General features: G+C 65.4%; 24 protein-coding genes. 15 read left to right on the plus strand and 9 right to left on the minus strand.

Features of this window, described 5'->3' with window-relative positions:
- The first annotated feature begins 32 nt into the window (after positions 1–32).
- Together RAD10_RS13485 and RAD10_RS13490 are read left to right on the plus strand one after the other, a co-directional pair.
- Positions 33–551, plus strand: a complete 519-nt coding sequence (locus tag RAD10_RS13485) for a septal ring lytic transglycosylase RlpA family protein (protein WP_461617863.1) — start codon at positions 33–35, stop codon at positions 549–551.
- A gap of 103 nt (positions 552–654) precedes the next feature.
- Positions 655–810: a hypothetical protein gene (locus tag RAD10_RS13490; protein ID WP_177236955.1), complete on the plus strand. Its 156-nt coding sequence runs from the start codon at positions 655–657 to the stop codon at positions 808–810.
- Here RAD10_RS13490 and RAD10_RS13495 read toward each other — a convergent pair.
- The 3 genes from RAD10_RS13495 to RAD10_RS13505 form a co-directional block, all read right to left on the minus strand.
- On the minus strand, positions 782–1,126 hold the full coding sequence (locus RAD10_RS13495; RefSeq protein WP_461617864.1) for a hypothetical protein: 345 nt from the start codon (positions 1,124–1,126) through the stop codon (positions 782–784). The genes RAD10_RS13490 and RAD10_RS13495 overlap by 29 nt on opposite strands.
- Before the next feature lie 85 nt (positions 1,127–1,211).
- Entirely contained in the window at positions 1,212–1,484 is a 273-nt protein-coding gene (locus RAD10_RS13500) for a hypothetical protein (protein WP_461617865.1), read from the minus strand.
- A 139-nt stretch (positions 1,485–1,623) separates the two neighbouring features.
- A complete protein-coding gene (locus RAD10_RS13505) occupies positions 1,624–2,568 on the minus strand; it encodes a LysR substrate-binding domain-containing protein (RefSeq protein WP_461617866.1) in 945 nt (314 codons plus the stop codon).
- Between RAD10_RS13505 and RAD10_RS13510 the strand changes: the two genes are divergently transcribed.
- Positions 2,554–4,038, plus strand: a complete 1,485-nt coding sequence (locus RAD10_RS13510) for an MFS transporter (protein ID WP_461617867.1) — start codon at positions 2,554–2,556, stop codon at positions 4,036–4,038. The two genes, RAD10_RS13505 and RAD10_RS13510, sit on opposite strands and share 15 nt — an antisense overlap.
- A gap of 85 nt (positions 4,039–4,123) precedes the next feature.
- On the opposite strand, the gene RAD10_RS13515 is transcribed toward RAD10_RS13510, so the two are convergent.
- The gene (locus RAD10_RS13515) at positions 4,124–6,811 is read right to left on the minus strand and encodes a flavin-containing monooxygenase (RefSeq protein WP_461617868.1); all 2,688 of its coding nucleotides are present in this window, start codon (positions 6,809–6,811) and stop codon (positions 4,124–4,126) included.
- A 228-nt stretch (positions 6,812–7,039) separates the two neighbouring features.
- Between RAD10_RS13515 and RAD10_RS13520 the strand changes: the two genes are divergently transcribed.
- Entirely contained in the window at positions 7,040–7,249 is a 210-nt protein-coding gene (locus tag RAD10_RS13520) for a hypothetical protein (protein WP_104463219.1), read from the plus strand.
- Positions 7,250–7,330: 81 nt separating this feature from the next.
- A complete protein-coding gene (locus RAD10_RS13525) occupies positions 7,331–8,833 on the plus strand; it encodes a carboxylesterase/lipase family protein (protein ID WP_461617869.1) in 1,503 nt (500 codons plus the stop codon).
- 7 nt (positions 8,834–8,840) lie between these two features.
- On the opposite strand, the gene RAD10_RS13530 is transcribed toward RAD10_RS13525, so the two are convergent.
- Positions 8,841–9,020, minus strand: coding sequence for a hypothetical protein (locus tag RAD10_RS13530; protein ID WP_028145412.1), 180 nt, complete (start codon positions 9,018–9,020; stop codon positions 8,841–8,843).
- Positions 9,021–9,169: 149 nt separating this feature from the next.
- On the opposite strand from RAD10_RS13530, the gene RAD10_RS13535 reads away from it, so the two are divergent.
- A complete protein-coding gene (locus RAD10_RS13535) occupies positions 9,170–9,964 on the plus strand; it encodes a DODA-type extradiol aromatic ring-opening family dioxygenase (RefSeq protein ID WP_461617870.1) in 795 nt (264 codons plus the stop codon).
- A gap of 121 nt (positions 9,965–10,085) precedes the next feature.
- On the opposite strand, the gene RAD10_RS13540 is transcribed toward RAD10_RS13535, so the two are convergent.
- From RAD10_RS13540 to glgC, 3 genes are read right to left on the minus strand one after another with little or no spacing between them, the layout of a single operon-like run.
- Positions 10,086–10,346, minus strand: a complete 261-nt coding sequence (locus RAD10_RS13540; protein ID WP_028145410.1) for a SemiSWEET transporter — start codon at positions 10,344–10,346, stop codon at positions 10,086–10,088.
- Between the two features lie 37 nt (positions 10,347–10,383).
- Positions 10,384–11,838, minus strand: coding sequence for a glycogen synthase GlgA (gene glgA, locus RAD10_RS13545; protein WP_461617871.1), 1,455 nt, complete (start codon positions 11,836–11,838; stop codon positions 10,384–10,386).
- Positions 11,835–13,097, minus strand: coding sequence for a glucose-1-phosphate adenylyltransferase (glgC, locus tag RAD10_RS13550; RefSeq protein WP_461617872.1), 1,263 nt, complete (start codon positions 13,095–13,097; stop codon positions 11,835–11,837). The genes glgA and glgC overlap by 4 nt, the downstream gene beginning before the upstream one ends.
- Positions 13,098–13,448: 351 nt before the next feature.
- On the opposite strand from glgC, the gene RAD10_RS13555 reads away from it, so the two are divergent.
- Positions 13,449–13,934, plus strand: coding sequence for a hypothetical protein (locus RAD10_RS13555; protein WP_461617873.1), 486 nt, complete (start codon positions 13,449–13,451; stop codon positions 13,932–13,934).
- A gap of 341 nt (positions 13,935–14,275) precedes the next feature.
- Here the strand turns inward: RAD10_RS13555 and RAD10_RS13560 are convergent, their stop codons facing one another.
- Positions 14,276–15,256, minus strand: a complete 981-nt coding sequence (locus RAD10_RS13560; protein WP_461617874.1) for an ABC transporter substrate-binding protein — start codon at positions 15,254–15,256, stop codon at positions 14,276–14,278.
- Between the two features lie 488 nt (positions 15,257–15,744).
- Between RAD10_RS13560 and RAD10_RS13565 the strand changes: the two genes are divergently transcribed.
- The 8 genes from RAD10_RS13565 to RAD10_RS13600 all read left to right on the plus strand — a co-directional run bounded on the left by RAD10_RS13565 (position 15,745) and on the right by RAD10_RS13600 (position 23,650).
- Positions 15,745–16,845: an ABC transporter substrate-binding protein gene (locus RAD10_RS13565; RefSeq protein WP_461617875.1), complete on the plus strand. Its 1,101-nt coding sequence runs from the start codon at positions 15,745–15,747 to the stop codon at positions 16,843–16,845.
- Complete coding sequence (locus RAD10_RS13570) at positions 16,823–17,845, plus strand: ABC transporter permease (protein WP_461617876.1); 1,023 nt, start codon at positions 16,823–16,825, stop codon at positions 17,843–17,845. The genes RAD10_RS13565 and RAD10_RS13570 overlap by 23 nt, the downstream gene beginning before the upstream one ends.
- Complete coding sequence (locus RAD10_RS13575; RefSeq protein ID WP_461617877.1) at positions 17,839–18,636, plus strand: ABC transporter ATP-binding protein; 798 nt, start codon at positions 17,839–17,841, stop codon at positions 18,634–18,636. Before RAD10_RS13570 ends, RAD10_RS13575 begins: the two co-directional genes overlap by 7 nt.
- Complete coding sequence (locus RAD10_RS13580) at positions 18,630–19,802, plus strand: acyl-CoA dehydrogenase family protein (protein ID WP_461617878.1); 1,173 nt, start codon at positions 18,630–18,632, stop codon at positions 19,800–19,802. Before RAD10_RS13575 ends, RAD10_RS13580 begins: the two co-directional genes overlap by 7 nt.
- Positions 19,803–19,823: 21 nt before the next feature.
- Positions 19,824–20,924 (plus strand): LLM class flavin-dependent oxidoreductase, encoded by a 1,101-nt coding sequence (locus tag RAD10_RS13585; protein ID WP_461617879.1) that lies wholly within the window; start codon positions 19,824–19,826, stop codon positions 20,922–20,924.
- Between the two features lie 249 nt (positions 20,925–21,173).
- A complete protein-coding gene (locus RAD10_RS13590; protein ID WP_461617880.1) occupies positions 21,174–22,019 on the plus strand; it encodes a CmcJ/NvfI family oxidoreductase in 846 nt (281 codons plus the stop codon).
- A 103-nt stretch (positions 22,020–22,122) separates the two neighbouring features.
- Positions 22,123–22,437: a septal ring lytic transglycosylase RlpA family protein gene (locus RAD10_RS13595; protein ID WP_461617881.1), complete on the plus strand. Its 315-nt coding sequence runs from the start codon at positions 22,123–22,125 to the stop codon at positions 22,435–22,437.
- A gap of 43 nt (positions 22,438–22,480) precedes the next feature.
- On the plus strand, positions 22,481–23,650 hold the full coding sequence (locus tag RAD10_RS13600; protein WP_461617882.1) for a Gfo/Idh/MocA family protein: 1,170 nt from the start codon (positions 22,481–22,483) through the stop codon (positions 23,648–23,650).
- Positions 23,651–23,732: the final 82 nt, after the last annotated feature.

The raw sequence follows: 23,732 nt of genomic DNA on the forward strand, positions 1-23,732 counted from the left end.
ACCGAAACTCCGGGCAGTTCGGAGGGCGCATCATGTCTTGCATTGCACGTGCCGAAGCTGCCCGGATTTCGCTGGCAACCTCGAGCCGGCTGCTGCTGGCCATCGTCGGGGCCGCCTCGCTCGCCGCCTGCGCGCAATCGCCGGTTGGCCGCCAGAAGGCCGATCTCGGGGCCACCGGCCGGCAGGCCGCGGTCGAGCGGCCGCACCGGGTGGCGGCGCTGCATCCAAGGCCGGTCAGCCGGGTGCGCATTCCCGATGGCGATGCAAAGCAAGCGGCCTCGCACGGCGTTGCCAGCTTCTATTCGGATACGGAGACGGCGAGCGGCGAGAAGTTCGACAAGAACGAATTGACCGCGGCCCATCCGACCCTGCCATTCGGCACCAAGCTGCGCGTCACCGACGTTTCCTCCGGCCGCTTCGTGACCGTCAGGGTCAACGATCGCGGTCCCTATATCCGCGGACGCGTCGTCGACGTCTCGCCTTCCGCGGCCGAGGCGCTCGGCATGGTCGACAGGGGCATCACCAATGTCCGGCTCGACGTCGTGCAATGAGTTCGAGACATCGCGTTCGGCCCGCCGCGCTTAACCGGGTGTTAGCGGCTTCTCAAGCACCATGTCTGTCCGAACAATTTGGGGCTGTTGGGGAGGCGGGCGCTTGAACACGATCCGATATCTCGAAGATCAAGCCGCGCGCGCCGAGCGACTCGCCAAACGGATCACGGATACGCTGACGATCGAAAAGCTCCAGGCCTTCGCCGACGAGCGCCGTCGCGAAATCGAAGTCATCGCCGGCAAATATCGGCGCGCATAACTCCCGCATTCATGCTATGGCTATCGACGAAGTCGCTGAGATAGTCGGGTAGCTCTATGCCATAGATGTCGCAGCGTGCCTTTATCGCGCCGGCGACATCGGTCGAGATGTCCTTCATCCAATGTTCGAGCGTGTTGAACGAAATCACCTTGATGGGGTCGTTGAAGCAGCCGGCGACGAGCTCGCCGATTGTGGCTTCGAGATCGCTTCGTTCGATGCGAATCTCCGTCGCCTGGTCGAGGCGATCGATCACCACGAACAGGGTCTGGTCTGCGCCATAGGGCACGACCGGGGGTGGTACGCCAGCTTCAAGCATGTGAGGCACTCGCGGCTTGACTTCCGATCTCCAACAACGGGAAAAACCGGCAGAAGGTTCCTACGCGCCTGCATGTGAAGCGCCGTCAGAGAAATTCTCTCCAGCGCGAGAGCTCGATGACGTGTTCGGGCGAGAGGATGCCGGTCACGAGCGGCGGCTGCGCCGCTGTCCGGATCTCATAGAGATGCCGGGTCGTCGCCGGCTTCCCCATCAACGCCGAGATGCACTCGTCGAGGGTGCCTTCCCTTATCGGGTATGATTCCCGGTCCGGCCGGCGCTGATTTGCCAATGATGGCCATTTATGCAGGGCCGCAAGCGCATCGAAATCGACTTTTGAATCCGCAACCACGTCCCCCATCGTCCCACCTCACGCAAAAAACACCCCAGCACGCGGATTTGCGTGCCGGGGCCCATACCTGTCGCTGCATCTCAATGCCACCGGCACCCAACGCGATGACCGGGAAATGGTTCCCGGCTAATCCGCTACGGCGTAAGGCTCAATCATTGGGAATCTTCGGAGTTTGCAATATCCAGCGGACAAACGCCTTCACGCGGGGATCTTTGGCCATTGCCGGGGGCCAGCGCACGATTTGAGCCTTGCTCGACGGCAAGTCCCAGGATTGCGGAAGCACCCGTACCAGCCTCCCGTCCTTGAGCGCATCCTGGACCAGCAGCGAACGCGCGAGCACGATCCCGTTGCCGGCGAGGGCGGCGGCTATGGCGGTAGCTATCGTTGCAAAACGTATCTCGGCGGGTGGCGGGCGGCCGAGGTCCAATCGTTCGAACCAGGTGCTCCATGACCACTCGACCCCACGGTCTTCGCCGGCCCGGCCCTTGTGCAGGAGCGGCAACGATTTGAGGCGCGTCACGTCGGTCAGTGGTCGCTGGCCAGGCAGCAGGCGTGGGTGGCAGACGGGGTAAACATGCTCGCGAAATAGCAAACGCTGCGTGGACGTTGGCCTCAAGCCCGCCGCTGGTTGCCACAGCACCGCGACGTCAAGATCGTTCGACCTCGCGTGTGCGTCGGCTTCACGTACGGCCAGCTCAACCGGTATGCCGGGATGAGTCTGCGCAAAATCGGGCAAGCGGCGCACGAGCCAATAGTCGGCAAGCGCTGCACCGACGCCGACTTTCAAGGCCGGAGGCGGAGCAGCGGCGCGACAGAGCGCACGAAAATCCGCCATCCTGTCGAGCAAACCGGCCAACTCGTTCGAGAGGGCAATACCGGCGGGCGTGGCGCATAAGCCGCTCGGCTGCCGAATGAGAAGGGGCGTCCCGACGAAGTTCTCGAGTTTGCGAAGCCGATGACTGACCGCGCTCTGCGTGAGCCCGAGCTCTGCGGAAGCGCGCGTGACGCTCGCATGTCTCAAGGCGGCCTCGAACGCAATCAGCCCGTCGAAGGGAGGAAATGAGCGCATTGCATCATCATGAAATATTTTCATGCCGATGTGAATACATCGCATTGGCGCAGGCCTCGCCCTGGCATGCATATCGGTACCAGACGCTTTCACGATGGGACAACGATGATCACGCCTGAACCCGATATGCAGCCCCGACGCCGTTGGCACGACCTGCTGCCAGCGATGGTGCTCGGCATGGCGGCTTTTCTGACGCAATTCGACGTAACCGCGGTTGTTGTCGCGATGCCGGCTATGGCCGCCGAACTCGGTTTCGGCGGCGCTGCCTATGCCTGGGTGATGGATGCCTATAGTCTGGCATTTACCGGTGGGCTGCTCGCTGCCGGCGCGCTGGCCGACAAGTATGGACGCCGACGCGCTCTGCTTGGCGGCAACGCCGTGTTCCTGGTCGGATCGATCATTTGCGGCTTTGCGGCGGGCGGTCCGATGCTGTGGGCCGCGCGTGCGATTCAAGGCCTTGGCGCGGCTTTCGTTATCACTGGAGGCATTGCGCTGCTTGCGAGTGCCTATGCTCGGCCTGACGAGCGCGCCCGCGCCTTTGCATTCATGGGCGTGCTCTCTGGCACCGCCATGGCGCTCGGACCAACGCTCGGGGGACTTGTCTCGGCCTGGTTCGGATGGCGCTGGATCTTCCTGGCCAATATCCCGCTTTGTCTGCTCACGCTTCTGGCCGTTCCGCGGCTGGTCGCAGAGTCGCGTGATCCTGCCGGCCGCCCGCTGGACTGGAGCGGCGTCGTGCTTCTCACGTTTGCGCTTGGTATTGCAATCGAGAGCCTGCTGACGGGAGGTGCAATGCCGGCCCGGATTGCAGCGGGCCTCGGGCTGAGCGCGTGTCTGCTCGCCATCTTCGTGATGCAGCAGCGGCGCCGGCCCGTGCCGATTTTCGATCCCGCTGTGTTCATTCGGCCGGTCATGGTCGGCATTTCCTCGCTGCTGATTGCCGTTTCTGTTGGATACTGGGCGGTTCTCGTCTATCTGCCTCCGTTCCTGAGTGCAGCGTTCGGCTGGCCAGGCCCGTCCGTTGGCTTCGCTATGCTCTTCGCGACGTTGCCGATGCTTCTGCTGCCGCCCTATGGTGCTCGCCTGGCAAAACGCTGGGGCTGGCGCCGGCTGTTCGCGACGGCGATGCTGGCGCTGCTGGCAGGCGATCTCATTCTGGTGCTAGCGGCGAGCGGCTGGCTCCCGAACGCGCAAGTCGTTCTCGCTGCGGCGGCAACCGGAATGCTGTTGACCGGGATTGGCGCCGTCCTCGCGCATCCGCAACTGTCGAGCGCTGTCGTTGCGTTGGTGCCTCCGGCCCAAACGGGTATGGCTTCGGCCGTCACCGTGGTCATGAGGCAGGCCGGATTTGCGCTCGGCATCGCAACGCTCGGTGCGATGCTATCGGACGAAGGGACGCCTGCCGATTACGCGTGGCCCTGGCTTGTTGCCGCTTTTGGCTCAGCAGGCGGCCTCATCGCCGCATCGATGTTGCTGCCTGACCATCAGCCGTAGCTGTATCTGGCAGATACAGCCGGCTGCCGGGGCCACACCAATCGCCACGCCGGCCGGGAAACGCTTCCGGCCGCTCCGTTTCGGCTCAACTCGCGGCCGCCGCGATTTTGTGCCCCGGGCTGGCGTCGCCGTGATTGTCCTCGTCGCCGCGGCTGATCTCCGGCGGCAGCCCGGCGAAGCGCCGCAAGGCTTCCGCCATCTGCACCCGGCCCGAGACGCCTGTTATCACCACATCGACCATGGTGAAGGACGAGTGGAAATGGCCGTGCGCCTTGAGTTGCTCGACCGGGACGCCTGCGGCCGCCATCGCCTCGGCATAAGCGATGCCTTCGTCGCGCAAGGGATCGAACTCGCAGGTCGCCACGAAGGCCGGCGGCAGCCTTTCGACCTTGCCGCGGAGCGGCGAGGCGCGCGGATCGGTGCGGTCCGCCGGCGAGCAGTAGAGGTCCCAGAACCAGTACATCAGCGAGCGCGTCAGGAAGTAGCCGGTCGCATTGTCGTTATAGGACGGGCGATCGAAGGTGCAGTCGGTGGCCGGGCAGATCAGGAGCTGGCCGGCGATCTCCGGCCCGCCGCGGTCGCGCGCGAGCTGGCAGGTGACGGCGGCGATGTTGCCGCCGGCGCTCCAGCCCGCCACCAGCACCGGGCCCGGCTTGCCGCCGAGCTCCACGGCGTGCTCGGCGATCCAGCGCGTGGCCGCATAGCCGTCTTCGGCTGCAGTCGGGAAGCGATGCTCCGGCGCGTGGCGATAGCCGACGCTGACGAACATCATGCCGGTCCGCCGCACCATGTCGCGGCAGAACGGCTCGTCCGACTGCTCGTCGCCGAGCACCCAGCCGCCACCGTGGAAATAGACCACGATCGGATGCGGTCCCGGCGTTGCCGGCTTGTAGACGCGATAGGGCAGCGCGCCGTCGGTGACGGGCAGGGTGCCGTCGACGATGTCGCCGATCGGCCGTCCGGCGGGGCGGCCTTTGTTGAACTCGTTCACGAACTCGCGCGCGCCGATTGCGCCCATCGACTCGATCGGCGGCAGGTTCAGCGACGCGAGCAGGTTCATCACCAGCCGCACATCCGGCTGCAGCCGCACCACCTCGCCGTCATTGCATTGCTCTGTGCCGCCAGGGCCGGTGAGCTTGAAACCGAGCATGCCGCGGCTGACCACCTCGTCGCAGATGCTGCGATAAGGGCCGACGCCGCCGGTATAGGGCATCAGGCCCTGCACCTTGCCGGGGACGTTGGCGCCCGTGTACCAGGTGTTGGCGAGCCGATGCAGCGTCACCATCGAACAGTCCGCCATGTGCCTGTTCCAGCCGGCCTGCGCCGTCGCGGTCGGCTCGATCGTGGTGAAGCCGGCATCGCGCAATGCGGCCAGCCGGTCGACCACCCAGTCGACATGCTGCTCGATCGACACCGCCATGTTCGACAACACCGACGGGCTGCCGGGCCCGGTGATCATGAAGAAGTTCGGAAAGCCTTCGACGGTGAGCCCGAGATAGGTCTGCGGTCCCTGCGCCCAGACGTCGGTCAGCGACTTGCCGCCGCGCCCGGTGATCGGATGCACGGCGCGGATCGCGCCGGTCATGGCGTCGAACCCGGTCGCGAACACGATGACGTCGACGTCGATGCTGCGGCCGTTCGTGGAGATGCCACTCGCCGTGATCGCCTTGATCGGCTCCTGGCGCAGATTGACCAGCGTGACGTTCGGCCGGTTGTAGGTCGCGTAGTAGTTGGTATCGAGGCAGGGACGCTTTGCGCCGAATGGATGATCGTGCGGCGTGAGCGCAGCCGCTGTCTCGGGATCCTTGACCGCCGCCCGGATCTTCTCGCGGATCAGGTCCTGGACGATCTTGTTGCCGTCGACGTCGACGGCCTGATCGGCCCAGAGCTGGGTCAGGATGTGGACGAGGTCGCCGGCGGCCCAGGCACGTTCGAACCGTTCGCGACGCTCGGCATCGCTCAATTGCCAGCTCACGACCGTCTGCTGCGGATAGGGCACGCCCGCCATCGACTGGCGCGCCTGGTCGCGATAGGCCGGGCGATCGGACTGCAGCAGGCTCATGCGGTCGGATGGCGCCGGGCCGTTATGCGCAGGCAGTGCGAAGTTCGGCGTGCGCTGGAACACGGTCAGATGCGCGGCCTGCTCGGCGATCAGCGGGATCGACTGGATCGCCGACGATCCGGTGCCGATCACGGCGACGCGTTTTCCCGCGAGATTGACGCCGCCATGCGGCCAGCGTCCGGTGAAATAGACTTCGCCCTTGAAATCCTTGACGCCGTCGATCTCCGGCGGCTTTGGCGCCGAGAGGCAGCCGGTGGCCATGATGTAATGGCGGCAGGAGACCGGCGCGCCGTTGTCCGTGGTGAGCTGCCAGCGCTCGGCCTTCTCGTCCCACTTGGCTTCCGTGACCTTGGTCCTGAAGCGGATGTCGCCCCTGAGGTCGTAGCGGTCGGCGACGAAGCCGAGATAACGCAGGATCTCGGGCTGGGTCGCGTATTTCTCCGACCAGGTCCAGGCCCTCTCGAGCTCCGGATCGAACGTGTAGCTGTAGTCGATGGTCTGGATGTCGCAGCGCGCGCCCGGATAGCGGTTCCAGTACCAGGTGCCGCCGACGTCGCCGGCCTCTTCGAGGCCGACCGCCGAGAGGCCGGCCTTGCGCAGGCGATGAAGGAGGTAGAGGCCGGCAAATCCGGCGCCGACCACGGCGACATCGACCTGCTGAGCGGTTCCGCGCTCATCGGAGGCACGTGTGGCAACCATCGCATCTGGCATGGCATCCTCCCGTATGTTTTGTTTTGCCGGCAGGCTATCGCCACATGCACGGCTTGTCATCACAGCAAGTGCAATCTTCGGTAGGCGTTTGCGGCGTCATCGTGGCCGCGTGAATGTTGCGGCACTACACGCACCGCGATGCACAATGGCCGTGATTGCCCGGGCTAATCATGCCCGATCCGCCTGTGTATGCTTGCGGTTACAAGCCACGCGTAACGATCGAGCGTCATGCCAGAGTTGAGTGAGCGGACCAAAGCGAACATGGACGTCGTCCTGGAGCAGACGTGCCGGCAATTGCCGCATGGCGGCGATCACGACAGCCGCAGGTTCATCGCCGAACGCCTGATCGAGGCCGCGCGGGCCGGGCACTCCACGCTCGGCGAGCTCGGCATCGTCGCGCGGCACGCGCTGGCGGAGATTCTCGCAAAGCGCGGTTAGTGCGAGCCGGCAGGCTTGCCCCGCCGACGGCGGCGGACGTAACCTGCAGGAAACCGTTCCGCGTATCGAGATGCACCGAAGATGCGACCCCTGCTCGCGCTTCTTGCGGCCTCCATTGTCCTGTGTTGCGCCGGCTCGGCCGTGGCGCAGCCGGTCGGACAGTTTCCATTCGCGCTGACGCGTGAAGGACAGATTCTCGGCGCCGTCGAAGGTGAGGTGGCTTCGTTCAAGGGACTGGCCTATGCGGCGCCGCCGGTCGGCGCATTGCGCTGGCGACCGCCGCAGCCGACGCCCGAAAGTTCGGAGATGCACACCGCCTACGATTACGGCGCGCCGTGCCTTCAGCCGTCCTTGCCTGATGCGAGCGAGGATTGCCTGACGCTGAATGTGTTCCGCCCCTTCGGGGTCGACGGCCCGCTACCGGTGATGATGTTCATCCACGGCGGCGGCTTCATCAGTGGTACCGCGAATGAGCGGCTGTTCGACGGTGCCAGGCTGGCGCAGGCCGGCCTCATCGTGGTCACCGCAAATTATCGCCTCGGCGCGCTCGGCTGGCTCACTGATCCCGCGTTGACGGACGGCGGTTCCGGCAATTACGGCCTGATGGACCAGATCGCCGCGCTGCATTGGGTTCATGACAACATCGCAGCCTTCGGCGGTGATCCGCACAACGTCACCTTGTTTGGCAGCGACGCGGGCGCGACATCGATCGCGCTTCTGATGCTGTCTGCGCAGTCGCGCGATCTGTTCCAGAAGGCCATTCTGCAATCGGTGCCCGCTCGCGTGCCCCTGCGCTCGGTGCAGGACGCGCAGGCGATGGGCCGGCAGTTCGTGGCGGCGCTTGGACCGCAGGCGGATTTGCGTGCCGCCGGACCGCGACGCCTGCTTGCCGCGGAAAGCCGTCTGCTGGAGCAATCGCGGCACGGCTTCGCGCCGATGATGGACGGAGCTCTGGCGACCGAGGATATCGCCGCAGGCTTTGCGGCCGGACATCAAAGCCGCATTCCCCTGATGATCGGCTCGAACGACGACGAGACGGGTTTCGACGGCGAGTTCGATGCCAAGGAGGAGCTTGAAGCGTCAGGCCTCACAAGCGATGAGCTGCGCAAGCTCTATCCCGATCTCGCCAAGCCTTCTCTCGACGGGCCTTCTCTCGCCAAGCCTTCGGATCTTGCGGCACGGTTCTACACCGACAAGGTCTTTTCCGAGCCCGCAAGACTGCTGGCGCGCCTGCATGCCGCAAGCGGCGCGGCGACCTTTCGCTATCGCTTCGCCCATTTGCCCGAGGCGCGTCGCGCCAATCCTGGGCCCGGGCACGGGCGCGAGCTGCAGTTCATCTTCGGTGCGGAAGGCGTGCCGGGAGCGGGCATCTTCTCGCGGGCTGATCGCGAGGTCGCAAGCCGCATGCGGTCCTATTGGATCAACTTCGCCAGAAGCGGCGATCCCAACGGTCCCGGTCTGCCGCATTGGGATTCCGTCGCTGGCCGCGATCGCCTGCTGCTGATCGCGAACGATCACATCGCGAGCAGAGACGACCCCTGGTCGGAGCGTCTCGACCGGATCGCAGGCGAGAGCAAAAAATGAGTTGGACTTAAGCGGCGAGCTCGACGCGGGGCGCCGGCGTCAGCCGGCCTTCCTCCAGGTAGTCCATCGCGCCGTCCTTCTCGACGGCGTAGAACTGCTGGCCTTCGCGCGACTTGAAGGCGGCGCGAACGATGCCGCGGCGGCCCTTGTCACTGTTGACGACGTCCCCCAGCGCAAACTTCTTCATCTCACGTCTCACTTGTCTTCAGGCCGACTGCTTCGGCCACGCCGGGGATTTTGGGCGGCAAATCGTTAACGACTTGCTAACCATGCCGGTTTGCCTATGCTCGCCGCCGGACGCGCGGAAACGCGCAGAGTGCCGATGAGACGAGCCCCATGACGCGATTTCCGACCCTGTTCCTGTCGCATGGCGGCGGCCCCTGGCCCTTTATGGAGGACCGGCGGGTGCAATATGCCAGGACCGCCGAGGAGTTCGGCCGGTTGCCGCAGCTTCTCCCGGAGAGACCGAAAGCCGTGCTCGTCATCACCGGCCATTGGGAGGCCGATGCCTTCACCGTCTCGACCTCGGCGCAGCCGCCGATGGTGTACGACTATTACGGTTTCCCCGAGCATACCTATCATCTCAAATATCCGGCGCCGGGCCGGCCCGAACTGGCGACCGAGGTGAAGGCGCTGCTCACGCGCGCCGGCCTGGACTGCCGGGAAGATCCCAACCAGGGTTTTGATCACGGCACCTTCGTGCCGCTCGGCCTGATGTATCCGAACGCCGACATGCCGATCGTGCTGCTGTCGCTGAAGTCTGCTTACGATGCGGCCGAGCACGTCAGGGTCGGCGAAGCGATTGCCTCGCTCCGCGATGAAGGCATCCTGATCGTCGGCAGCGGGCTGACCTATCACAACATGCGTGGCTTCAACCGGCCGGAGTCCAAGCCGGTCTCGTATGACTTCGAGGCCTATCTGAACGAGGCGATCAGCAACCCCGATCCGGCCCGCCGCAACGCGATGCTGGTCGATTGGGAGAATGCACCGAGCGCGCGCCTGGCGCATCCGCGCGAGGACCATCTGCTGCCGCTGATGGTGGCCGCCGGCGCCGCCGGCAGCGATATCGGCAAGCGCGTCTTCGTCGACGAGGTCGCAGGCGTCGCGATGGCGTCCTACGTATTCGGTTGATTCCGTAGGGCGGATTAGCGAAGCGTAATCCGCCGTCGTGCGGCAATGAAGGTGGCGGATTACGCCCGCAGACTGCGCTTCGCGCAGCCAGGGGCTAATCCGCCCTACGCATCGCGCAAGCTCACCCGTATTTCAGCTTCATGAACAAAATGCCGCCGGCGAGCAGCATGGTGATGGCGTTGGCGGCGACCAGCGGCGCATCGCCCGAGAGCAGGCCGTAGATCAGCCAGAGCGCCAGCCCGAGCACCATGACCAGGAACATGCCGAGCGAGATGTCTCCGGTGGAGCGGGTCTTCCACACCTTGATGGCTTGCGGCGCGTAGGCCACGGTGGTGCAGGTGGCGGCGGCAAAGCCGATCAGCTTGATCACGAACGGGTCCATGCCGGCTCTATAGCATGGATTCGACGACGGTCATGCTTCAGGCACGCTCCGCCATGAGCCCACGATAGAGCGCGGCATAGTCGCCGGCGCGGTTGCGCCAGGAGACGTCGGTCGCAAGGCCGTGTCGTTGCAGTTGGCGCCAGGTCGGCTTGTCGTGGAAGGCGGTGTTGGCCTTGCGCAGCGTGCCGGCGAGGGCCTCCGCCGTCACGGGTGCGAACTTGAAACCGGTGGCATCGCGGTCGGCGGCGTCGGCCTCTCCGATGTCGACGATGGTGTCCTCGAGCCCGCCGACGCGTGAGACGATCGGAACGGCGCCGTAGCGCAGCGCGCAGAGCTGGGTCAGGCCGCACGGCTCGAAGCGCGAGGGCACGATCAGCGCGTCCGAGCCGGCCTGGAGCAGGTGCGCCAGGATCTCGTCATAGCCGATCACGACGCCGATCCGGCCGGGATTGGCGCGGGCTGCGGCCTGATAGCGATCCTGGAGATCGCGGTCGCCGCTGCCGAGCAGCGCGAGCTGCATGCCTTCGGCCAAGATGGTCGGAATGGCCTCGAGCAGCAGATCGAGCCCCTTCTGCCACGACAGCCGGCTGATGACGCCGAGCAGCGGCGCCTCGTCGGAGGAATCGAGATTGAACTGCTGCTGCAGCACCGCCTTGTTCGCGGCTCGGAACGTCAGGTCCTCGGCGCCGTAGCGGTAGGCGATGTGCGGATCGTCCTGCGGATTCCACACCGAGATGTCGATGCCGTTGAGGATGCCGCTCAGCACGTTCGCGCGTGCGCGCAACAGGCCACCGAACCCCATGCCGCCTTCGTCGCTCTGGATCTCCTGCGCGTAGGTCGGCGACACCGTCGTGATGCGATCGGCGAATTGCAGGCCCGCCTTCAAGAAGCTGATGCCGCCGAAATATTCGATCTCGTTGACGTTGAACGCGTGCCAGGGCAGGCCGATCGCACCGATCAGCTCGGGAGCGAACTTGCCCTGATAGGCCATGTTATGGATGGTCATCACGGTGCCGGGCCGCGGGCGATTGTCATAATGCAGATAGGCCGGCGCGAGCCCGGCCTGCCAGTCATGGGCGTGCACGACATCGGGTACGAAGGCGGGGACGAGGCCGTGGCCGATATCGGCGGCGATGCGCGACAGTGCCGCGAAGCGCACGCCATTGTCCGGCCAGTCGACACCCTCTGTGGTGACATAGGGATTGCCCGGCCGCGCATAGAGATGCGGCACGTCGAGCACGAACAGGTCGAGCCCGTCATGGGAGCCCGCGAGCAGTCGGCCCGGTCCGCCGAAATAATCCGGCCAGCTCCGGATTTCCTCTGCGTTCGATACGATCCGCGTCACGTCGGGATAGCCCGGCATCAAGGTGCGCATCTCGACGCCATGCGCCTTCAGCGCAATCGGCAGCGCGCCGGCGACATCCGCGAGGCCGCCGGTCTTGACGATGGGATAGACTTCAGAAGCGACCGCGAGGACGCGAACAGGCCTCATGTATTGAGCCTGTCGATCATCGGCTGAGTGACGAGCGAAATCCCCTGCTCGGTGGTGCGGAAGCGCTTGGCATCGAACGCCGGGTCCTCGCCGATCACGAGTCCTTCCGGAATCTCGACGCCGCGGTCGATCACGACGTTCTTCAGGCGAGCGCCGCGGCCGACGCTGACATAGGGCATGATCACGGCGTTCTCGACATTGGCATAGGAGTTGATGCGCACGCCGGTGAACAGCAGCGACCGGCGCAGCGAGGCGCCGGAGATGATGCAGCCGCCCGAGACCAGCGAGCTCACGGCCTGGCCGCGCCGGCTCTCCTCGTCATGAACGAATTTCGCCGGCGGCGTGATCTCCGCATAGGACCAGATCGGCCAGGAGCTGTCGAACAGGTCGAGCTCGGGCACAACGTCAGTGAGGTCGATATTGGCGGCCCAATAGGCATCGACCGTGCCGACGTCGCGCCAATAGGCGCGGGGGTCGCTGCCGGAACGCACGCACGAGGTGGAATATTGGTGCGCCATCGCGCGGCCGTTCTTGACGAGGTAGGGAATGATGTCCTTGCCGAAATCGTGGTTCGAGTTCGGGTCATCGGCGTCGCGCTTGAGCTCCTCGAACAGGAACTTCGCGTCGAACACGTAGATGCCCATGCTGGCGAGCGAGACGTCCGGCTTGCCCGGCATCGGCGGCGGATCCTTCGGCTTCTCCAGGAACTCCTGAATCCAGCCGTTCTCGTCGATATGCATGATGCCGAAGCCGGAGGATTCCGCGCGCGGCATCTCCAGACAACCGACCGTGACGTCGGCGCCGCTGTCGACGTGCTGGCGCAGCATCACCTCGTAGTCCATCTTGTAGATGTGGTCGCCGGCCAGCACCACGATGAAGCGGCAGGCGTGGGATTCGATGATGTCGATGTTCTGGTAGACCGCATCCGCCGTGCCGACATACCACATGTTCTCTGAGACGCGCTGGCTCGCGGGGAGGATGTCGAAGCTCTCGTTTCGCTCCGGGCGGAAGAAGTTCCAGCCCATCTGAAGGTGCCGGATCAGGCTGTGCGCCTTGTACTGGGTGGCGACTGCGATGCGGCGGATGCCCGAATTGACGGCATTCGACAGCGCGAAATCGATGATGCGGGACTTGCCGCCGAAATAGACGGCCGGCTTGGCGCGGCGATCGGTCAGCTCCAGGAGCCGGCTGCCGCGTCCGCCAGCCAGGACGAACGCCAGCGCCTGACGGGCAAGCGGCTCGGGTCTCGCGGCACTCATGTCATTCCTCCCCACAACTGTGGCGCTTCGCGAGAAGCCTCCCCGCCCGCGCACATTGGAACCGATACTAATGGCACGAATAGTAAATCGGGAAGGTGGTTGTTGGTTGCGACCACGGGGGAAGCTTAATGCTTTGCCCCGGTGATCGGGCCGCAAGCACCGTCGTGCCGGTGTCACATGCGCAGAGGGCGTCGATCCCCGCCGCAAACCGGTTGGTCAGAATGGAGGCATGCGTCTTGTGCGGTGCACGCAAAGTCGAGGCCAAATTCGACACTTTGACTTGGCGCAAGGATGACCGATCATGGCGCTGCGATCCATTTCCAAGCGAAACGTCAGACAGGGAGTAAGACGATGAGGATCTGGAAAACGGCAATTGCCTGTTCGCTCGCCAGCGCGGTCGTGGTCGGCGAAATTCAGCAGGCCGCGGCAGCCCCGCTGCCGACCAACGTCGCAGCGATGAAGGCCGCGGTCGGTGACGACGTCACGCCGGTGTATTGGCGCGGCCGAGGCTGGGGCGGGGGCTGGGGCTGGGGTCTTGGCGGCCTTGCGGCCGGCGCGATCATCGGCGGCGCCATCGCCGCCAGCAGCGCGCCTTACGGCTACGGCTATTATGGCGGCGGCCCGTATTACGGTGGCTATGGATATCCGGGCTACGGTTACGGCTACGGCTATGCGCCGGCTTATTACGGCGGCGGCTATGGACCGGGTTACGCCTACGGTCCGGGTTACGGTTATGGGTATCGTTCCTACTACCGTCCCCGTCCGTATTACGGCTACCGCTATGGCTACTACCGGCCCCGGGCGTATTACCGGCCGTACTACCGAGGGTATTGGTGAGCTTGCGCGGCTAGAGCGAAAGCCACACGATCAGGCTCATGCAGGCGAAATGCGTGAGCACGATCGCGGCGAGATGCGGTGGGCCGGGCTTGAGGCGAGGCCTGCGCATCCCGCCGCCTTCTGCCTTGCTGAATTTGCTTTGCCGCGGGCACGGTGAGCTCCCTCTCCCGCTTGCGGGGGAGGGTTGGGGTGGGGGTGTCTCCGCGGGCGAGAACCCCCAAGAGGAGAGAGCCCTCACCCGGCGCGCGGGACGATGCTTCGCATCGCCCGGAACGCGCCGACCTCTCCCGCAAGCGGGAGAGGTTGAGCGAGCCCGCGGCTCAGTCCGCAATTCATCTCGCTCAATTCGAGCCGGCGGCCGCGGCGGTGAAGCTGCGGTCGACGGCTTTGCTGACGTCGAGCTTCTTGGGCAGGATGCCGTAACGCGTCGAGCGGTCGGAGGCTTCCTGCACCTCCTTCACCAAGTTCTGGTCGATCACGATCGGGCTGGTACGCTGCGCGGTATAGGCTGACAACAGCACGTCTTCCGGCAATTTGGTCAGCTCGGCGGTGTTCTTGGCGTATTCGGAAACGTGATCCAGCGACCACAGCCGCGCCTTGTTCAGCCGCTGCACCAGATCCTGCACCGCCGCGCGCTTGGTGGCGATGGCGTTGTCGGAGGCGACAATGAAGGTGATGGTCGGCGTCAGGCCTTCGCCGTCGGCGATCACCCGCGCCTTGTCCTTCAGCGTGGCGAACGACACGTAAGGCTCCCACACCGCCCAGGCGTCGATCGAGCCGGCGACCAGCGCGATCTTGGCATCGACGGGGCCGAGCGGCGCGAAGGTCGCATCCTCGAGCTTGATCTGCGCCTTCTCCAGCGTCGCGTCGATCAGGAACTGGCCCCAGCCGCCGCGCGTGCCCGCGAGGCGTTTGCCCCTAAGGTCAGCGGCCGATTTGATCGGCGAGTCTTGACGCACCAGGATGGCTTGCGTCTTCGCATCCGACCTGGTGCCGCCGATCGCCTTGATCGGCGCGCCGGCGGCGTAGACCGAGAGGAAGGAGAGATCGCCGGTGTAACCGACGTCGAGCGCGCCGGCGTTGAGCGCTTCCAGGATCGGCGCCGCCGCGGGGAATTCCGACCATTCGATTCTGTAGGGCAGGTCCTTCGCATAACCGGAGATTTCGAGCAGCGAGCGGTTGCCGCCCTTCTGGTCGCCGACGCGCAGCACGACGGTGTCCGCGGCAAACGACGCGGCAGTCGTCGACAGCGTGATGGCGGCGGCGAATAGCGATGCGGCGAGCCGGCGGGTGATGGAATGATCGTGGGAGTTGATGCTCATATAGCCTGTCTTGTTGCTTGCTTGTGACTTTGGCTCACGACGCGTGAGCGAGCGATGCAGCGAGGCGATCAAGTCTATGACCGCGCGAAGTGCAGTCAATGAAATGGCCAACCGTATTGCGCGCGCATCGGGCAAGGACGTTTCATTGAATCCTTGCGCGCGAGAACACGACGGTCTTGCGAGAGAAAGATGCGCGGGATCTAAGCAGATGCACGCTCGTGGCGATCGCCGGGAGCAACCGCATTCACGAAAATCGTTTCATCGTTCTCGCGCGCGCCGATGGAGAGAATGACCTCGCTTCGCATCACATTCGAAATTCCATTTCATTGACGATGCGGCGAGCGCGCCGCATGATTTGCGCATCGCATCAACGCGGCGCGACAAACGCCGACGGAACAACTTTCTCTCAACGCAGCTCCGCACGGAACATGCGCAACGTGAAGCGTTGCGCACATAGCGGAGCCGTGCCAGCGCAGGAGTGGGGACGGATGAACAACGACGACAAGCGCGGCGGACGGGGGCTCGACCGGCGCCATCTGCTCCAGGCGGGGCTTGCGGCAGCTTTCGCCGCGCCACTCGGCGCGCTGGGCGCGCAGGCTTTTGCGCCGCGCGGGATCGCATCCGGCATCGACTTCTCGGAGTTTCCGCTGTGCCGGACGGCGTCCGATGCGCCCGCGCTCACCGGCGCGCCGCGCAAGCTGAAACTGTCGTGGAACGCCGGCGCCGTCTGCCTCGCGCCCGTGCCTGTTGCGATCGAGCACGGCTTCTTCCAGAAGCACAATCTCGACGTCGAGCTCGTCAACTATTCCGGCTCGACCGACCAGTTGCTCGAGGCGATCGCGACGGGCAAGAGCGATGCCGGCCTCGGCATGGCGCTGCGCTGGCTGAAGCCGCTGGAGCAGGGCTTTGACGTCAAGATCGCCGCCGGCACCCATGGCGGCTGCATGCGCGTGCTGTCGCGCGCCGATTCCGGCGTCGCCAGGCTCGCCGATCTCAAGGGCAAGATCGTCGCGGTCGGCGATCTCGCCGGCCCCGACAAGAACTTCTTCTCCATTCAGCTTGCCAAGCTCGGCATCGATCCGAACAAGGATGTCGACTGGCGCGCCTATCCCGGCAACCTCCTTAACGTCGCCGTCGAGAAGGGCGAGGTGCAGGCGTTCCTGTCCTCCGATCCGCTGGCCTATCTCTGGCTCAAGGACACCCAGTACAAGGAAGTCGCCTCCAACCTCGACGGCGAATTTCGCGAAAAGAGCTGCTGCATCCTCGGCCTGCGCGGCAGCCTGGTGCGGGAGGAGCCGCAGGTCGCGCGCGCCATCACACAGGCGCTGCTCGATGCCGCGATGTTCAGCTCGCAGAATGCGACGGCCGCCGCAAAATCGTTCCAGCCCTACGCGCCGAAGGCGGCCACGCTCGCCGATATCGAGGGCATGGTGCGCTACCACACCCACCATCATCATCCCGTCGGCGATGTGCTGAAGCGCGAGCTCAAGGCCTATGCCGACGATCTCAAGAGCGTGCAGGTCTTCAAGCCGAGCACCGACACAGCCAAATTCGCGGAGCGCATCTATGTCGACGTATTCGCTGTCTGACGGGCTCGCCTCCGGCGCGCCGCGTCTTTCCCGCACGCCGCTGCTGGCGAGCTGGGCGAGGGAATCCGGCGTCGGCGTGCTCGCCAGCATCGCCTGGACCGCCTTCGGCCTGTCCTGCCTGTGGTGGGAGGATGTCGGCGACTGGTCGCGCACGCATTCGCTCGGCATCGCCGCCTTCGTCATCGCGGCCATTGCGCTGTTCGGCACCGTCGGTGCCGATTATCTGGGATCGGCGGGCAGGGCCCTGCACAAGCGCGCGCCCTGGCTGGTCGCGCTCGGCGCCTTCCTGACGCTGTGGGAGGTCGCGACGGCAAAGTTCGCCTGGCTGCCGCTGCCATTCTTCCCACCGCCGCAGTCGATCATCGAGGTCTATACCGACGATTTGCCAAAGCTGCTCGATAGCGTCTTCGCCTCGGTCAAGCTTCAGCTCGGCGGCTATCTGATCGGGGCCACGGTCGGCTTCCTGACCGGCGTCTCGATCGGCTGGTCGCGCGCGGTCGGCTATTGGGTGCATCCGGTGCTGCGCTTCATCGGCCCGCTGCCGGCAACGGCCTGGCTGCCGATCGCCTTCTTCACCTTCCCGTCGAGCTGGAGCGCCTCGACCTTCCTGATCGCGCTGGCAACGGGCTTTCCCGTCACCGTGCTGACATGGTCGGGCGTCGCAAGCGTCAGCAATGCCTATTACGACGTCGCGCGCACGCTGGGTGCCAAACCGTCGTTCCTGGTGCTGAAGGTCGCGATCCCCGCCGCGCTGCCGCACGTCTTCGTCGGCCTGTTCATGGGGCTCGGCTCGTCCTTTGCCGTGCTGGTCGTCGCCGAGATGATCGGCGTGAAGGCCGGGCTCGGCTGGTATCTGCAATGGGCGCAGGGCTGGGCCGCCTACGCCAACATGTATGCGGCACTGATCGTGATGTCGCTGCTCTGCTCCGGCGCGATCACGCTGCTGTTTGCGATCCGCGATCGGCTCTTGGTCTGGCAGAAGGGGACCGTGAAATGGTAGCCGCAGCTCTCGCTGAAGCCGTCACGCATCCCGCCGCCGGCGCCGCGCTCGACATCGAGCAGGTCAGCCACGCCTTCGACATCGACGGCGCCGAGTTGCCGGTGCTCAGCGACGTCAGCCTCTCGGTCGAGCCAGGCGAGTTCGTCGCGCTGCTCGGCCCCTCCGGTTGCGGCAAGTCGACCTTGCTGCGCCTCGTCGCCGGCCTCGACAAACCCAGGGCCGGGAGGTTGCGCGAGGACGAGGAGCGCATCAGGAGCCCGCATCCCTCGCGCGTGGTCGTGTTCCAGGATCCGACCTTGTTTCCCTGGCGGTCGGTCTGGGACAACGTCGCCCTGGGCCTCGAGGCCCAGGGCATTTTGAAGAGCCAGCGTCACCGTGTCGACGACGCGCTCGATCTCGTGGGGCTGGCCTCGTTCCGCAACGCCTTTCCGCACCAGCTCTCCGGCGGCATGGCGCAGCGTGTCGCGCTGGCGCGTGCGCTGGTGAACGATCCGAAAATCTTGATCCTCGACGAGCCGCTCGGAAAGCTCGACTCGCTGACCCGTATCACGATGCAGGCCGAGCTGGTCTCGCTCTGGCAGCGCAAGGGTTTTACCACGCTGCTGGTGACGCACGACGCCGAGGAGGCGCTGGTACTCGCCAACCGCGTCATTGTGTTCAGCGATCGGCCCGCCCGCGTGAAGGCCGACATCCGCGTCGATCGGCCCTATCCGCGCCATCGCGGCGATCCCTATCTGGCGGACCTCCGCCGCCAGATCCTCGGTCTGCTGGGGCTGGACGCCACATGGTGACATCCGCAGCCAAGGGGCGGACGGCCCAGAGCGAGCCCGACTACATCGCGCGGGCCGAAGCATTGGCCGAAGGTTTCGCGGCACGCGCAGCCGAGCATGACCGCACCGGCAGCTTCCCCTTCGAGAATTTTCGCGAGCTGTCCGAAGCGGGCTTGCTGTCGCTGACGGTGCCGGCGGTCCATGGCGGGGCAGGCGCGGGCGCAAGGTACACCGCGCGCGTCATCGGCGTCATCGGCAAGGCCGATCCGTCGACCGCGCTGGTGCTGTCGATGCACTACATCAACCATCTCGTCATGGCGCGCAGCCCGACCTGGCCGGTGCGGCTGTCGCGCAAGCTTGCGCGAGAGAGCGTCGAGGGCCTTTCGCTCGTCAACGCGCTGCGGGTCGAGCCCGAGCTCGGCTCGCCCGCCCGTGGCGGCCTGCCGTCGACGATCGCGCGGCGCACCGAGACCGGCTGGCGCCTCTCCGGCCACAAAATCTATTCGACGGGCTCGCCGATCCTGAAATGGTATCTGGTCTGGGCCCGCACCGACGAGGCCGAGCCGCGCGTCGGGCAATTCCTGGTGCCGGCGGGCCTGCCGGGCACGCGCATCGTCGAGACCTGGGATCACCATGGCCTGCGCGCCAGCGGCAGCCACGATGTCATCTTCGACGACGTCGTGATCCCGCTCGATGCCGAGGTCGATGTGCGCCAGCCCGCGGACTGGCGGACGCTCGATATCACGCAGGCCGCCGTTCACACGGTCTTCGTCGCGGCGATCTATGACGGCGTTGCCCGTGCCGCGCGCGGCTGGCTGATCACGTTCCTGAAGCAGCGCGTTCCCGCCAGCCTCGGCGCGCCGCTCGCGACCCTGGCCCGCGCACAGGAGATCCTCGGTGCCATTGAGGCGCGGCTCGCGGTCAATGCGCGGCTGATCGCCTCCTTCGCCGGCGATTTCGACGACGGCATTGGACTCTCTGCCGGCGAATCCAACGTCATCAAGCTCACCGTCACCAACAACGCCATTGCCGTGGTCGAGGATGCACTGTCGCTCACGGGCAATCATGGCCTGTCCCGCGCCAATCCGCTGGAGCGGCACTATCGCGACGTGCTGTGCGGCCGCGTGCACACGCCGCAGGACGATTCCACGCGCATCGGTCTCGGCCGCGCTGCGCTCGGGCTCTAAGAGATCAACAGGGAGACGATCATGTCGATCGAGTTCATCGGCTTCATCAGCAACAACAATTCGTCCGAGACCGTCGTCCGCGAGGGACCGGTCCTCAACCCCACCCACATCGAGGCGGTGGCGAAGGCGCATGAGAATGCCGGCTTCGATCGCGCGCTGCTGGCATTTCATTCGACCTCGCCCGACGCGCTCCAGGTGGCGCAGCACGTCCTTGGCGTGACCTCCCGCCTCAACGTGCTGATCGCGCAGCGGCCGGGTTTCACCGCGCCGACGCTGCTGGCGCGGCAGTTTGCCGTGCTCGACCAGTTCTCGCGCGGGCGCGTTGCGCTGCACGTCATCACCGGCGGCAACGCCACCGAGCTCCGGCAGGACGGCAACACGCTCGACGACAAGGACGAGCGCTACGCCCGCACCTCCGAATTCCTCGATATCCTCAAGCTGGAATGGACCAGCGACAAGCCGTTCACCTACAAGGGCAAGTACTACCAGGTCGAGAACGCCTTCTCGCAGGTGAAGCCGTATCGGCCCGAGGGCATCCGCGTCTATTTCGGCGGCGCCTCGGATGCGGCGATCGATGTTGCCGGCAAGCACGCCGACACGTTTGCGCTGTGGGGCGAATCCTACGCGCAAGTGCGCGATGTGACCTCGCGCGTCCACAACGCCGCGGTCCGGCAGGGCCGGCCGACGCCGCGCTTCAGCCTCTCGGTGCGGCCGATCATAGCGCCGACCGAGCAGCAGGCCTGGGAGAAGGCGGAGGAAATCCTGGCGCGTGCCACCGCGCTGCAAGACAAGACCGGCTATCGCAAGCCCGCCGATGGCCACGCCACCGCCGGTGCGCGGCGCCTGCTCGCGCTCGCCGACCAGGGCAGCCGCATCGACAAGCGGCTCTGGACCGAGATCGCAAAGCTCACCGGCGCCAACAGCAACACCACCGCGCTGGTCGGCACGCCCGAGCAGGTCGCCGAAGTCTTCGGCGATTATTACGATCTCGGCATCAGCCATTTCCTGATCCGCGGATTCGATCCGCTGATTGACGCCATTGAATACGGCCGCGAGCTGATCCCGCTGACCCGTGAGCTGGTCGCCAGGCGCCAGGCCGTTCGCGGCCAGGCCGCGGAATGATCCGCCTCTCGTGACCCGGCTCTGCAGCGCACCGCTGCGTGATGCGCTGCGTCCCGGGCACGAGAACTCACAGGGCGCTCAAGCATCCGTGAAACGAGGGTGCGCCTTCTAGCTCGACAACCATCCTCGACACGTTCCTTCTGCGCGTCACGCCGCCGACAACGTCCCCATTGCTATTTGCACCGCCTCCCTTGCGCCGCTTCGCACCCCGTCAAAAATCAATCCGACGACCACATCGGGAGACCGGCCATGGGCCTGCAAGAAACGAGAATCGAATCGCTTCCCTTCGTCACTGCCGAACTGAACTATCTCGCGCCGACCGCGGGAAAACCGCGCACCTACGCTTTCGACCCGCCGCCGGGCGAGCCCAAGAGCACGTCGCTGCCGGAGCCGCATCAGGTGCCGATCTTCGATGCGCGCCTGATCGCGAACAATTTCTCGCTCGACCGCGAGGGCTTTGCCCTGGTGCGCCATCCGACCCAGGTGAAGGATTTTTACGACGACGCAGAGGTGAGGGCGATCTACTATCCCGCGGTCGAGGCGTTCCTGCGCGCGACGCTGAAGGCGGACCGCGTCGTCATCTTCGACCATACCGTGCGCAAGCGTGTCGAGGGCGCCGCCGATATCCGCGGCGATGGCCCGCGCCAGCCGGCGACGCGCGTCCATGTCGACCAGACCGCCATCTCCGGCGCCAACCGCGTGCGCGAGCATCTGCCTGATGAAGCCGAAGAGCTGCTGAAGGGCCGCGTGCAGGTGATCAATCTCTGGCGTCCGATCCGCGGCCCCTTGCGCGACTCACCGCTGGCGATGGCGGACGGCACCACGGTTGCGCCCGGTGATCTCGTGGCGTCCGACCTGATCTATCCCAACCGCCGCGGCGAGACCTATTCGGTGAAATACAATCCCGATCATCGCTGGTTCTATTTTCCGGAGATGACGCCGGACGAGGCGCTGCTGCTGAAGTGCTACGATTCCGCAACCGACGGCCGCACCCGCTTCGGGCCGCACACCGCCTTCATCGATCCGACCAAGCCTGATGATGCCGCGCCGCGCGAGAGCATCGAAGTGCGCACGCTGGTTTTTCACAAACAGTAACAATCTTTGATGGGGCTGCCGGGATCCGTCCCGGCAGTTCCAGGAACCTAAGGGAACAAACTGACGTTTGCGGGACGGGTCTGGGCCAACCCGGAGCGGTGCCGTGCGCGCGCAGCCGACGCTATTGTTTTGTCTCGCTACTTTCTCGTTTTCACCATTTTCTGTTGCACATGCCGAAAGCGGGCTCGCCTCCTATTACGGCTACGGAAAAGCCGGCAAGGGCGGCGAACTGACCTGTGCACACCGCACGCGCCCGTTCGGCAGCGTGCTGAGGGTCTCCTATGGCAGCCGCACGATCCAGTGTCGCGTCAACGATCGCGGCCCCTTCATCCGCGGCCGTATCGTCGACCTCTCGGTGCCGGCCGCCCGTGCGCTCGGCATGATGAGCGCCGGCGTGGTGCGAGTCTCCGTGGAATAGGCCGGCCAGCACGCTATAGTGCCGCCCAAAGCAAGGGGGCACTATGGCTGGGATCAGGATCGGACTCGTCGGCTGCGGCTTCGTGTCGGAGCTGCACATGTATGCGTTCCGGCGCGTCTATGGCGTGGACGTCGAAGTCGCGGCGGTGGCCGCGCGCGGCGACCATGTCGTCGAATTTGCCGGCCGCCACAACATCCCGCGGGTCTATCGCAGCTTTGCCGATCTGATCGCCGACCGCGAGATCGACGTCGTCGACATCTGCACCCCGCCCAATCTTCATGCCGAAATGATCGTCGCGGCGATGCAGGCCGGCAAGCACGTGATCTGCGAAAAGCCGTTCGCCGGCTATTTCGGCCGCGACGGCGACAAGCAGCCGATCGGCAAGCACGTGCCGAAGGCGCTGATGTATGAGCGCGTGCTGGAGGAGATGGACAAGACGCGCGCCGCGATCGAGCGCACCGGAAAACTCTTCATGTATGCCGAGGACTGGATCTACGCGCCCGCGGTGACCAAGACCGCGGAGATCATCAAGGCGACCAAGGACAAGATCCTGTTCATGAAGGGCGAGGAGAGCCATTCCGGCTCGCACGCGGCCCATGCTGCGCAATGGGCGATGACCGGCGGCGGCTCGCTGATCCGCATGGGCTGCCATCCGCTCTCCGCCGTGCTCTATCTCAAGCAGGTCGAAGCGAAGGCGCGCGGCGAGAGCATCCGCGTTGCCAGCGTCACCGGCGATGTCGGCAACGTCACCGCCGGCCTCAAGCCGGAGGAGCGCACCTACATCAAGGCCAATCCGGTCGATGTCGAGGACTGGGGCACGCTGACGGCGACGTTCTCGGACGGCACCAAGGCGACCGTGTTCTCCGGCGACATGATCATGGGCGGCGTGCGCAATCTGGTGGAGACCTACACGTCAGGCGGCTCGCTGTTCGCCAACATCACCCCGAACAATCATCTGATGAGCTACCAGACCTCCGAGGAGAAGCTCGCCAGCGTCTACATCACCGAAAAGGTCGATCGCAAAACCGGCTGGCAATATGTCTGCCTCGAGGAGGAATGGACGCGCGGCTATCTGCAGGAGATCCAGGACTTCATGGAATGCGTGGCGACAGGCCGGCAGCCGCTGTCCGACCTCGCGCTGGCCTATGAGACGATCAAGGTGAACTACGCGGGGTACTGGGCCGCGGAGGAGGGGCGGAGGGTGGTGTTGTAGGGCACGCTTCTCTTACCCTCCCCTGGAGGGGGAGGGTCGATCGCGCGCAGCGCGAGCGGGGCGGGGTGATCTCTCCAATCGG

The organism is Bradyrhizobium sp. 23AC, assembly GCF_054863025.1.